This is a genomic window from Devosia indica (assembly GCF_003056405.1).
GTDB classification, from domain to species: domain Bacteria; phylum Pseudomonadota; class Alphaproteobacteria; order Rhizobiales; family Devosiaceae; genus Devosia; species Devosia indica.
In genome coordinates this window covers 69,976-82,574 of record NZ_PYVZ01000017.1, presented here as the reverse complement: position 1 = coordinate 82,574, position 12,599 = coordinate 69,976, and the positions used below count along the sequence as shown (strand labels likewise).

General features: G+C 60.7%; 9 protein-coding genes. 4 read left to right on the top strand and 5 right to left on the bottom strand.

Going from position 1 to position 12,599, the window contains the following annotated elements; all coding sequences use genetic code 11:
• The first annotated feature begins 67 nt into the window (after positions 1-67).
• On the top strand, positions 68-2,050 hold the full coding sequence (locus tag DDE76_RS15700) for a PhoX family protein (RefSeq protein ID WP_104893929.1): 1,983 nt from the start codon (positions 68-70) through the stop codon (positions 2,048-2,050).
• A 48-nt stretch (positions 2,051-2,098) separates the two neighbouring features.
• Here the strand turns inward: DDE76_RS15700 and DDE76_RS15695 are convergent, their stop codons facing one another.
• Positions 2,099-3,010 (bottom strand): homoserine O-succinyltransferase, encoded by a 912-nt coding sequence (locus DDE76_RS15695; protein WP_104893930.1) that lies wholly within the window; start codon positions 3,008-3,010, stop codon positions 2,099-2,101.
• A gap of 72 nt (positions 3,011-3,082) precedes the next feature.
• Positions 3,083-3,949, bottom strand: coding sequence for an ATPase (locus DDE76_RS15690; RefSeq protein WP_104894990.1), 867 nt, complete (start codon positions 3,947-3,949; stop codon positions 3,083-3,085).
• A gap of 246 nt (positions 3,950-4,195) precedes the next feature.
• Between DDE76_RS15690 and DDE76_RS15685 the strand changes: the two genes are divergently transcribed.
• The 3 genes from DDE76_RS15685 to DDE76_RS15675 all read left to right on the top strand — a co-directional run bounded on the left by DDE76_RS15685 (position 4,196) and on the right by DDE76_RS15675 (position 9,883).
• The gene (locus tag DDE76_RS15685; RefSeq protein ID WP_158672417.1) at positions 4,196-5,971 is read left to right on the top strand and encodes a flagellar hook protein FlgE; all 1,776 of its coding nucleotides are present in this window, start codon (positions 4,196-4,198) and stop codon (positions 5,969-5,971) included.
• A 67-nt stretch (positions 5,972-6,038) separates the two neighbouring features.
• Positions 6,039-7,886, top strand: a complete 1,848-nt coding sequence (flgK, locus tag DDE76_RS15680) for a flagellar hook-associated protein FlgK (RefSeq protein ID WP_104893932.1) — start codon at positions 6,039-6,041, stop codon at positions 7,884-7,886.
• 14 nt (positions 7,887-7,900) lie between these two features.
• Positions 7,901-9,883, top strand: coding sequence for a hypothetical protein (locus tag DDE76_RS15675; protein ID WP_104893933.1), 1,983 nt, complete (start codon positions 7,901-7,903; stop codon positions 9,881-9,883).
• Between the two features lie 101 nt (positions 9,884-9,984).
• On the opposite strand, the gene flaF is transcribed toward DDE76_RS15675, so the two are convergent.
• The 3 genes from flaF to DDE76_RS15660 all read right to left on the bottom strand — a co-directional run bounded on the left by flaF (position 9,985) and on the right by DDE76_RS15660 (position 12,460).
• Positions 9,985-10,359 carry a flagellar biosynthesis regulator FlaF gene (gene flaF, locus DDE76_RS15670; protein ID WP_104893934.1) on the bottom strand — a complete coding sequence of 125 codons (375 nt, stop codon included), beginning with the start codon at positions 10,357-10,359 and terminating at the stop codon, positions 9,985-9,987.
• Entirely contained in the window at positions 10,310-10,735 is a 426-nt protein-coding gene (flbT, locus tag DDE76_RS15665) for a flagellar biosynthesis repressor FlbT (protein ID WP_104893935.1), read from the bottom strand. The genes flaF and flbT overlap by 50 nt, the downstream gene beginning before the upstream one ends.
• Before the next feature lie 114 nt (positions 10,736-10,849).
• A complete protein-coding gene (locus tag DDE76_RS15660; RefSeq protein WP_104893936.1) occupies positions 10,850-12,460 on the bottom strand; it encodes a flagellin N-terminal helical domain-containing protein in 1,611 nt (536 codons plus the stop codon).
• Between the last annotated feature and the right edge of the window lie 139 nt (positions 12,461-12,599).

Below are 12,599 nucleotides of genomic sequence, written 5' to 3'. Positions count from 1 at the left end.
TTGGCTGGCCTATGGATCGGGAGGTGCCCCGGCCCGAACAGGGCCCGTTTTGCTGTGAGGAGCAAAGATGAACGAGAAACCGACTTTTCCCACCCAGGGTCTTGAGTCCGCTGAGTTCGACCCCACAAACCACTCTGCCAATCGCACGATGGGCGAGGTTATTGCCGCGCGGTTCTCGCGCCGCGGGTTTCTGCAGGGTTCTCTGGCCGTGTCGGCCATTGCCGCCACTGTCGGGCCAGCCGCTCTGTTGAGCGCCCCGCGCGCCGAAGCGCAGGAAGGTGGTTCGGTCTTTTCCTTCCCCGAAGTGACCGCCGGCGTCGACGCCGATCACCATGTTGCTGAAGGATATGATGCCCAGGTGCTGATCCGCTGGGGCGACCCGGTCGTCTCGGGCGCTCCGGAGTTCGATCCGAACAACCAGACAGCCGAAGCGCAGGCTGGCCAGTTTGGCTACAACAACGACTATGTGGGCTATATCCCGCTCGACGGTTCCGACGAGCATGGCCTGCTGGTCGTCAATCACGAATATACCAACCCTCACCTCATGTTCCCAGGCCTGGTGCAGGTCGTGGATGGGGCCGCCGTGCAGGGCGACCTCAGCGAAGAGCAGGTCAATATCGAGCTTGCCGCGCATGGCGGTTCGATCATCGAGATCGAAAAGGTCGACGGTGTCTGGCGCCGGGTGGCCGACAGCCAGTACAACCGTCGCATCACCGGCACGACGGAAACGCTGGTGACCGGCCCGGCCGCCGGCCACGACCGTCTCAAGACGAGCGCTGATGCAACCGGCACCAAGGTGCTTGGGACTCTCAACAATTGTGCGGGCGGCGTGACCCCTTGGGGCACATATCTGCTGGCCGAAGAAAACTTCCACGGCTATTTTGCCGGTGAGCTTGCCGCGGACCACAAGGAAGCGGCCAACTATGCCCGCCTCGGCGCGCCGGGTGGCTGGTACCAGTGGCACAATTTCCACGACCGTTTCGACGTCTCCAAGGAACCCAACGAGATGAACCGCTTCGGCTATATCGTCGAAGTGGACCCGATGGATCCAAATTCTGTGCCCAAGAAGCGCACCGCAATGGGCCGCTTCAAGCACGAGGGTGCTGAATCCATCGTCGCGCCGAATGGCCAGGTCGTGCTGTATTCCGGCGACGACGAGCGTTTCGACTATGTCTATAAGTTCGTAACTGCAGGCACCTACAACGCCGAAGATCGCGCTGCGAACATGGACCTGCTCGATGAGGGGACACTGTATGTCGCCCGCTTCGATGAAGACGGTTCCATGGAATGGATGCCGATGGTTCACGGCGTAGGCCCCCTGACGGCCGAAAACGGCTTTGAAAGCCAGGCCGATGTGGTGATCGAAACCCGCCGCGCTGCCGATCTGCTCGGTGCGACCAAGATGGACCGTCCGGAGGACATCCAGCCCAATGCCACCAATGGCAAGGTCTATGTGATGTTGACCAATAATTCCCGCCGTACGGAAGAAGACGTCAACGCAGCCAATCCGCGTGCAGCCAACGCTTTCGGACATATCATCGAGATCGCCGAAGCCGATGGTGACTTCGCGGCCACCTCCGGCACCTGGGAAATCCTGCTCAAATGCGGCGATCCTTCGATCGCCGAGGTCGGGGCGACTTTCTCCACCGATACCACTGAAAATGGCTGGTTCGGCATGCCGGACAACGCGGCCATCGACTCCGACGGGCGTCTCTGGGTATCGACGGACGGCAACAACCCCACCGATACCGGCCGAACCGATGGCTTGTGGGCCGTGGATACTGAGGGCGCTGCCCGTGGTACGTCGCGCCTGTTCTATCGCGTACCGGTGGGTGCAGAAATGTGTGGCCCGGTGTTCACCGACAATGGCGAATCCCTGTTCCTGGCGATCCAGCATCCCGCCGATGGTGGCGAGGACTGGGACGGCCATGCCCGCCCGTCATTCTACGAGGATCCGTCAACCCGCTGGCCCGATTTCCGCGACGACATGCCGGTGCGTCCCGCAGTCGTGGTGGTGACCAAGCAGGGCGGCGGCAAGATCGCGGTCTGATCCCGGCACGCAAGACGCATATGGAAAAGGGCCCCGCGGGGCCCTTTTCTACTTGCCGATCATGTCCAGCTCGAAGGGCGTGGTCTGGTAGATCTGGTTGATCCAGTTCTGGAACAGGAGATGGGCGTGGCTGCGCCAGCGGTTTTCCGGAACGGCGCTGGTGTCGCCATTGGGGAAGAGGTTCTCCGGCGGCGGCGTGTCGAGACCGGCGGCAACGTCCCGCTCATATTCATCGGCCAGCGAGCGGTTGTCATATTCGAGATGGTTGAGGAAATAGACGGCCCGCTCATTGCGGTCTCCCAGCATGCAGAGGCCAATCTGATCGTTGTCGATCAGCACTTCAAGCTCGTCGCCCAGGCTCTGTCGGTCGATGTCGTTGTAGCGCGAGACCGGGATCATCGGGCTGTCCGACATGCCGCGCAGGAAGGGTGAGCGAGGGCCGGTCACCTTGTGGCGGAAAACGCCGAAGGCCTTCTTGTCCATGCGATAGCGGCGGGCGCCATGGAAATGGTGCAGGGCCGCCTGGGCGCCCCAGCAGATGAACATGGTGTGATGCACATTGGTGCGCGTCCACTCCATGATCTCGAGCATTTCGGGCCAATAGCGCACTTCCTCGAAGGGCATGTTGGCGATGGGCGCGCCAGTAACGATGAAGCCGTCGAACTTGCGCTCCTTCACCTCCTCCCAGGTCTGGTAGAAGGTGTTGAGGTAGTCTTCCGGGGTGTTCTTGGACTGGTGGTCGGTCACCCGCACCAGGCTCAGATTGATCTGCAGTGGGGTGGCGCCGATCAGCCGGGCGAACTGGGTTTCGGTCCGCTCCTTGTTGGGCATCAGGTTGAGCAGGCCGAATTCGAGCGGGCGGATGTCCTGCCGCGCGGCGCGGCTGGAGTCCATGACATTGACGCCCTCTTCTTCAAGCGTCTTGCGAGCCGGCAGGTCGTCGGGAATTCTGATAGGCATGTCAGCCTCTTAGCGAGTTGCAATGAGAAAACGATTCAGGCTGGCGCACGGCGTCCACGGGGGCGCCGCGCGCTAGCGCATTCGCTTCTCGATTGCGGCGGCGATCAGATCGACAAATTCATCGCCATCACGCGCGGTGGCGAGATCGGAGGCCTCGACGACATAGCCGAAATTGTCGGCCAGCGCTTCATAGCGGGGCAGGCGATCATGCAGCAGGGCTTCGAAACCCCAGGCACCGAAACCGGCCGGATCGACATCGTCATCATTGAGTATGCCGTTGATCAGCTTGTACTCCCCCCACTTCTCGACGAGAAATTCGGGTCGATAATACATCGGCTTGGGTGACTTCTTGAAGCGCCTGACCAGTTCTGTGGCGTCCTTGCCGGTGCCGCGGATGAAGATCAGCGCGGTGTGGGCCGCAAGCGTCTTGATCACCGGGTCTTCCGGGTCGCTGGGATCAACGACCTCGATCAGCGAACCGCCGGTATCGGCGATGAAATCGTCATAGCCGTAGAGATCCTTGGCGCGATCGATGAAATAGGGCACGTCGCACAGCGCCGCGATCTCGGCCACGCGATGCTGCTCCTGGCGGCGCTGGTATTCAGCCAGCGGCAGCCCCCCCTGATCGACATTGCCCGGCGTGCCCAGATAGGTCGAGAGCGGATCGAGATTGTCGAAGGTGATGTTGGACGAGATGTAGATCGAGTCCGTGCGCAGAAGCTGGGCCAGGAAGGGCACCTTCATGGCTTCGCGCTTGAAATTGTCGACGATGAACTCGCCCATATAGCGCGTGCCGATGCGATAGTCGGCCGAGTAGTGGAACCAGTGATTGGCGCGCAGCATATTGGACAGCCGCGTCTTGCCTACGCCGGCCATGCCGAACACAGTCACCGCGCGCCGCGGGGCCTTCACAAACTCATCGACGCTGGAAAACAGCATAGTCAGACGCTCCGATGGCCGGAAGCGGCCAAACTGCATGGGTTGCGTTTAGCGCAAGCCAGCGGCGATCTCAAGCAACCGGCAAAATCTGCCGCCGGCTCGGACTCATTTGCCGCCTTGTCGCCATGATCTGGACCCGAAACCTGAAAAAAGCCAGCAAATTCAACGGTTGATCCAGTTGGCACCGGGTTTGCATTGAAGCTTGCGAGCGCGCCGTGCGGCGCAATGGGGATTACGGAGTTACAGATGGGTATCTATGGGGCTCTTTCCAGTGCGGTGACCGGCCTGCGGGCACAGTCGCATGCGCTGGAGAATATTTCGGGCAACATCGCCAATTCGCAGACCACTGGCTACAAGCGGATGGAGACGAGTTTTGTCGACCTTATCCCCGATGCGCCGCTGCGGTCGCAGGTGCCGGGTGCGGTGCTGGCCCAGTCGCGTGCCACCAACAATATCCAGGGCGATATTCAGACCAATTCGAACGAGACCTATATCGCGCTGAATTCGGCCGGTTTCTTCGTTGTGGAGCCCAAGGTTGGTCAGTCGGACGGCAATTCGGTGTTTGCCGGCTCGAACTATTTCACCCGTCGCGGCGATTTCGAAATCGACAAGGATGGTCTGCTGGTCAATGGGGCGGGCTATTACCTCAAGGGCCTGCCGATCGACCCGGCGACGGGCAATATTTCGGGTTCGGTGCCCGAGGTGATCGAGCTCTCGAACGCCTTCCTGCCGGCCAATGTGACGACAACGATCAACTACCAGTCCAACCTGCCGCAGCTTCCCAAGACGGCGAGCTACAATTCGACCGTTTACAACAGTGAGTTGCTGGGTGCGGAGAATTTCGGTGCTGCGGCCACGACTGCGGCTGCCAATGGCACGGTTGATCTGGGCGCCGGCGCCGGCGCTAACCTGGCCACAACCGTTTTTGCCGACGCGCAGGAAATGACGGTGACCGTCAATGGTGCTCCGGTGACGTTCAAGTTCTATGAATCGCCATCCGCGGCGCCGACAACCGGCGTGGGGATCAATCTCGATGCCCCCAAGACGGTTCAGGACGTGCTGGACGAGATGCAGGATGGTCTGCGCGACTTTGGTGGCGGCGCTGCGGCCTCAGCGACTGTGGGGTTGAATGGCAGCAACCAGCTCGCCATCTCGCTGGGGACGGACTACCACGCCTCGTTCTCGATCAGCGGCACAACGCCAGCCCTGGCAACCGCTCTCGGCCTGGGTGAACCGCAGGCCTCCTCTGCCCCGACCCTGGGCACGGTCAATACCATCTCGGCCGATGATGCCGATGATTTCGTGGCCAATTCGATCTCCGGCGGCGCCATCACCGTCTATGCCAGCAATGGTGCGCCGGTGAACGTACAATTGCGCTGGGCCAAGGTGGACAGTGCAGCATCCGGCGGGTCGGACCAGTGGAACCTGTTCTATCTCTCGGACAGCGCGGCCGTTGGCGGCTCGACCGCCTGGACCAATATCGGCCAGGATTACGACTTCAACAGCAATGGTTCGCTGGCCAATAGCGTGCCGCAGGCCACCATCAGCAATCTGCGCGTCAATGGCGTGCTGATCGGCGATGTGGTGTTGCAGCACGAGACCAATGGCGTGTCCCAGTTTGCCGACGTCAACGGCACCGTGACCGTCTCCACGCTCAACCAGAACGGTTATGGCGCGGGTGAATTCCTCTCGGTGGCCATTACCGACTCCGGCCGCGTGGTTGCCACCTATTCCAATGGTGAGCGCATCGAAATGGCGCAGGTGGTGACTGCCCAGTTCAATGGCGTCAACTCGCTCAAGCGTCTTGATGGCGGCGTCTATGAGGCCACATCGGAATCCGGTGAGCCGATCTTCGACCTGTCCGGTTCGGGCGTTATCGGCGGTGCGCTTGAAGCGTCCAATACCGACATTTCCGACGAGTTCACCAAGCTGATCATCACCCAGCAGGCCTATTCGGCCGGCACCCGCATCGTCTCGACTGCCGACGAGATGCTGCAGGAAGCCCTGAACATGATCCGCTAGGGCGGAAATTGAGTAAGGGTCCGGGGCAGGGTGTCCCGGACCTCAGTCCAGTTTGAGGGCCGCTTGCATGGGTCTGGTATCATCGCTTTCAAATGCCGTGTCGGGTCTGCGGACCAGCCAGGATTCGATCTCGATCCTGAGCCGCAACATCGCCAATTCCGGCACCCCCGGATATCACCGCCAGTCGCTGAACATTATCGACTACTCGTCGATCAACAGCACCTATGCGCGGACCGAAGGGGTCAATCGCGCCTTCAACCAGAGCCTGCAGACCTATTACAATCGCCAGGTATCGGACACCTCGATGTCCAATGTGATGGGCGACTATCTCAACAAGCTGCAGGGCTATCTGGGCAAGCCGGGTGATGCCGGTTCGCTCGATACGATGTTCGGCTCGTTCAGGAATTCGCTGCAGGCGCTGGCGACCAGCCCGGACGACTACCCGACCCGCGCCAATGTGGTGGCCGAAGCACAGGCCATGGCGCGGCAGCTCAATTCGCTCTCCAATTCGATCCAGCAGCTCCGGCAGGAGACCGAGACACGCATCTCCAACGATGTGTCCGAAGTCAACGCCATGCTCATCTCGCTCGATGAGGTGAACAACCGCATGCTCGACCTGGGCATGACCGATACCGCACGTGCCCAGCTCTATGACCAGCGCGACCGGCTCGTGGCCTCGGTCGCCGAAGTCATCGACGTGCAGGCCGAGTATCGCGCCGATGGCACGGTGGCCCTGATGACGCGGTCCGGTGTCGGCCTGCTCGACAACGGCTTTTCGACCTTCAAATTCACCACGGCCGGGGCGCTGTCGGCGACATCGCAGACCAATGTCGACACCGCGCAGAGCAAGGTCGGCAAGCTGACGCTGACCACGCCTTCGGGGCTCACGATTGATCTGGTGCAGCAGGGCGTGTTGCAGGGTGGTGAGCTGGCGGGCCTGGTCAACCTTCGTGACAAGATTCTCGTTGAGGCCCAGAACCAGCTCGACGAAATTGCGGCTGGCATGGCTGCGATCTTTTCCACGATCACCACGCCGGGCACGGCTGCCGATGATGGCACCGGTGCGACCGGGCTTTCGGCCGATATTTCGCATCTCAAGCCCGGCAATGACATCCTGCTCAACTACACCGTCAACGGGGCCGAGCAGCGGGTTCGCGTCATCAACAGCACCAATGGCGAAGACTTTGTCGACGCCAGCGGCCAGCGCGTGATCTCGGTGGATTTCGGCGATCCTCCGGACGCGACAGCCGTTGCCGCAGCACTGCAGGCGGAACTGCCGGGCCTGGCGATCACAAGCCCAAGCGCCGGCGTGTTGCAGGTGCTGGATGATGGTACGGGTGGCACGCGGGATGTGACGGCGCTGACCACGCGTGGCACGGCCAGCGGAACCCAGCAGGGTGAACTGGCCATGGCGCTGTTCGTCGACCAGGGCAATTCGGCCTTCACCGACAATCTCGATACCGATCCACCGCAGATCGTCGGCTTTGCCTCGCGCATTTCAGTCAATCCGGCCGTGATCTCGGATAACCGGCTGCTGGTGCAGTTCGATATCGACCAGACATTGGGCGATGCCGCACGGCCCGAATACATTCTGGATCAGCTTGGCTCGATGACCTTTGTGTCGGGCAGCACCCCGGCAGCCAATGCCGGGCGGCACCAGCTCAACGGCACGGTCGAACAACTGATCGAGCAGGTGCTGAACTATCAGGGTACCAGCATCGGCTCGGCGCTCAGTGCGCAGAGCAACCGGCAGCTCACGCTCGATACCATCACCACCCAGATGGAGAGCGAATATGGCGTCAATCTCGACGAGGAAATGGCGCGCCTGACCGAATTGCAGAGTGCCTATGCCGCCAATGCCCGTGTGGTTTCGGTGGTCAAGGAATTGCTCGACACCCTGTTTGCCTCGACCTGAGGGAGTAGCCTGACATGATCGTCAACAAGTCCATGTATCCGCTCACGACGGGTTTCTCCATCATCTCCAAGATGCAGGACAAGTTCGCGCAGTTGCAGATGCAGCTTGGTACAGGCGTCAAGGCGCAGACGCTTTCGGAAATGGGTCGCGACCTGCCGGTGTCGCTCTCGGTGCGCTCGCGCCTGACCACGATGGCCGGCTACAATGCCAGCATCGAGCAGGTCGATCTGCGCATGAGCTTTTACGATAATGCGCTGACGCGCCTGGACGAGATCGAGGGCGAGGCCCGCAATTCGGCGGTGCAGGGGCAATACGGCTCGAACAATATCAACATGGCGACCATCTCGGGCCTATCCAAGGCGCGGCTGGACGAAATGGTGACACTGCTCAATTCCGACATTGCCGGGCGCTATCTGTTTGGCGGCTCGACGACCGACAAGGCACCCTTGCCGACTACGACCGAACTGCTCGACGGCGCAGGGGGACGGGCCGGCTACAAGACCGTGGTCACCGAGCGCCAGATGGCCGATCTTGGCTCGGCCGGGCTGGGGCGGCTGGAAACGACGATCACCCCTGCCGTGCCGGCCCTGCAGACCGATCCGGTGACGGTCTCTTTGGCCGAGGATGGGGACCACCCATTCGGCTACAAGCTGTCCACCGTGTCCGCCATCGGCGCCAATATCGGCATTGCTTCTGACTTTGCGGCTTCGCCTGCCAATGTCGATTTCACGTTTCCGGGCGACCCGGGGACCGTGGAAGAGGGAGACAGTGTCACTCTCGGGTTCACCTTGCCCGATGGTACCGAAACCCAGATTACGCTCAAGGCTGTCAGCGCAGCCAACGCCACAGGCGCCACGGGGGAATTTGTCATCGGTGATGATCCGTTGACGGCGACCATCACCACGGCCACCAATTTCGACACTGCTCTCAAGGCCGCGTTGCAGGAGAGTGCAGAGAGCGAGCTGAAGGCCGCATCGACCTATGCGGCGGGACAGAACTTCTTCAACGCTGCCGGTGAGCCGGTATTGCGGGTCGAAGGGGCCGATCCATACACCTCGACCAGCCTGCGCGTGGCCACCTCCACCGACACGGTGATGTGGTATAGCGGCGAAACCGCTGCGGTTTCCGCCGTTGGCATGGGGCGCCTGACTGCGGCGCGTGCTGCCGAAACCGTGACGCTGACCGAGAACGTTCCGGTGTCCTCGGCGCATGGTTTCCAGATTTCGGCCGTGACCTCCGCTGTTGCCAATGCCGGCGCTTTGACGGCAACCCACACGCCCGGCGATCCGGCGTCGATGACTGTCGCCTTTGACGACACGTTTGCACTGACAGCAGGCGACAGTGTCACCGTGACCCTGACCGAGCCTGGCGGCAAGACGCGTGAGGTGACGCTGACGGCAGTTACCGGGCGCGCCGGGCCGGGACAGTTCACCATTGGCGCGGACGAGGCGGCCTCTGCCGAGAACTTCGAAAAGGCCATGATCCGCTCGGTGTCCGAAGCGGCGACTGCGGCAGAAGGCAATCCGCGCCAGTCGGTCACTGCGGCAGTCGAGGATTCGGGGCGGGTTGCCTATGGCATGCAGGCCAATGAAAGCGGCTATCTGCGCATGATCCGCTCGATGGCGGCGATGACGGTCGAGACCTATCCCGAAATCACCAATGCGGCAGACCCCAATTCGGTTGATCTAGACCCGGCCAAGGCGCGGTTCGACGCCATGGCGCGGCGGCAGCAGCTTGAGTTGTCGGAAGGGCGCAATTCGGAACGCGGCTCGATCGAGCTGATCACCATGGAGTTGGGTGTGGCCCGCGCCGCCCTGCAGGCTGCCGGTGAGCGGCACACCAATTACACCGCGCAGTTGGAGAACCTGCTGAGCGATGTGGAGACGGTCAGCAAGGAGGATGTGGCCATGGAGATCCTGGCGCAGCAGACCCGCCTCACCGCGAGCTATCAGATGACCTCGATGGTCAGCAAGTTGAGCCTGGTAAACTATCTGTAGTCTGAGGACGGGCCCGGCCCGTCTCCAATTCCTGGCATCTACCGACAAACGAAAAGCCCCGCATCGCTGCGGGGCTTTTCTACGATTAACGGTCCAGCGGCTTACATACCGCGCAGGCCCGCCGCAATCTGTCGGTTGAGCTGGACCAGAACCGTGAGGTGATCGGTCACGGATACGTCCTCATAGAGAATTTCGCGGGTCTGGTTCATCACGAACATGCCCAGATTGGCGATGTTCTGACGGATTTCCTGGGGCAGGGGGCTGTCATCCTGGGTGACGGCCGACATGAAGATAGTCCAGAGCTTGCGATTGAAGGTGAGGGCGGAGCGGAGTTCCTCGGTGGTCGAGATGTCCCACTCGTCCTTGACCTTCTGCAGGCCTGCCGCGGCCTTCATAAGCAGAGCGGATTCACGCTGGCGGGGATTTTCAACGACCTTCGCCGTCTGCTGGTACGCCTGGGCGCCGTGCTGATGCATGTTTGAGCAGGTCCTGTTCGTATTCAATAAGCCTTTGGGAGGCCTTGAGAGCCTTGTACAGGGACCCGGTTAATATCTCGTTATTGATTTGGTCCACAATCGGTAGAGAACTGGGCACTGCGGCCACAAAGTCTCTGGACATCTCATTGTAGGTTTCCGTCGCCCGCTCGGAGTCTTCGGCGATATACATCAGCTGCACGGCCAGATAGATGCGCTTGGCCGGCGTATTGGCGGTCTCGGATGTCAGGATATCCTTCTCGCGCAGGATCGGCGCATTGCCATCGATAAACAGGCGCGTGCGCTGGTCTGAATTGGTGATGATGCAGTTGCCCACCAACAATTTCTCGCCGGGCTTCAGTTCGACCTTCAGGGCCATGAGACCAATCTCCGCGGACTCGGGGAATACCTGAACTGTCTAGCCCCAGATTGCGGCGAAAACAACGAAGGCGGGCCCTTGGCCCGCCTTCTTAAGATCCGCTTGGTAAGCGATTTACTGCAGAAGCTGCAGGATCGACTGATCGGCCTGGCTGGCCAGCGAGAGCGAGTTCTGCGAAAGCTGCTGGCGGGTCTGCAGTGCCAGCAGGTTTGCGGCTTCAGTGTTCATGTCCGCCAGGGTCAGATTGCCGGCGCCGGTTTCGAGCGTGTTGATCATGGATTCGGTGAACGACTTGCGGTTCTGCACGATCGAGAGGTTCGAACCGAATGTCGAGGCCTGCGAACGGACTTCGTCCAGGGCGGCCTTAACATCGGTCAGGAGACCATCAATGGTGACGTCGCTGTCGAGCTGTTCTTCCTCAAGCTGGGTCGGCACGCCCAGATTAAAGGCGTTGATGGTTTCGCCATTCTCGGTCTGGATATCGATGGCCGATGTGCCGGTCTCGTTGAAGGTGATGGTCAGCTTGTCGCCGCGCAGCAGGTTGATGCCGTTGAAAGAGGCGTCGTCGGAAAGCTTGTCGAGCTGGTCACGCAGTTCGTTGAACTGATTTGTCAAACCGGCACGAACCGAGTTGCCCAGAATGGAGCCATTGCCAGTCGCGGTGCCATCGACGGCGCCGCCCGCAGTCGTGCCATCAACCGTCAGGTCCTGGGTCGACTGGTTCTCGATGCGCAGCTTGCCATTGTCATTGGATGCGCGAACCTTGCCGAAGAAATTGCCCGACTGCAGGTTGATCTCGGAAACGAGTTCGTCGACGGTCTTGGCGGTGTATTCCTTGGTCGTGGTCTGATCGGGGGCAGGATTGTTGAATCCGAAATCGGCAAGTGCGACCGCTGTACCGCCGACGCCGTTCGCTGCGGAACCGTTCGATAGAACGATGTTTGCGTCGCCATAGGGCTCGTCAGCGGGGCCGGTAAATGAGAGTGCGTTTGTGGCAGACAGTTCAACTTCAACACCAAGCGAACCCATATCGAATGCACCGTTCATAGCTTGAACGATCTCAGCACGGGTGGTTGCGGTAGCGTCTGTAACATCCAGTTCGAAAGTATCTGTGCCCACGGTGACAGCAATTTTGTCCGGATCAGCGTGGCCGCGCACCTGTACGGTCACAGCAGCTCCACCATTGACCTCGATGTCGAAGTCCAGGCCGTCACCTGCCTCGTCGAGGTCAAATGTCGCGTTCATCGCGTTGTCGAGTTCGGTGGTTGCGGTTGCGCCCTTGAGCAGATTGACTTCCTCGACATCGGTGCCGAAGGCGCCGCCGGTCAGGCTGAGCACCTTTGCATCGGCAGCGGTGTCATCAGTGACGCCGGTGGTCACATCTGCTGCATTCAGCGTGTAGGAGGCGGTCTGGAAGGACTTGTCCTGGCGTGCCTGGCGGAGCGTGGACTGCATCGATTCGAGCGTCTTGGTCATGGCCGAGAGGCCATTGTCCGCCGCTTCCAGGGTCTGGATGCCGTTGGCCATCGAATCGATCAGGGCGCCCAGATCGCTGGCGCGATTGGTCAGGCCCTTGGCGGTGAACCAGTTTGACGGGTTATCCAGGGCCGAATTGACCTTGTTGCCGGTGGCGAGACGATTCTGCGTCGTCGCCATCATGTCGGCTGTACCCTTGAGGGAGAGTAGGTTGGCCCGAACGGCCTTCGAAAGTGAGATATCCGCCATCTAATGCAATCCTTGCCTCAGGCCAGCTTGGCCCCTTGCCCAAAGTGTTAACCGCCTTTTCTTAAAGGGTCGTTAACCATGCGGATTGACGGCTTATAAACCATAATTTTTCGAGACTTTGCGGGCGAAACGCAAAAAG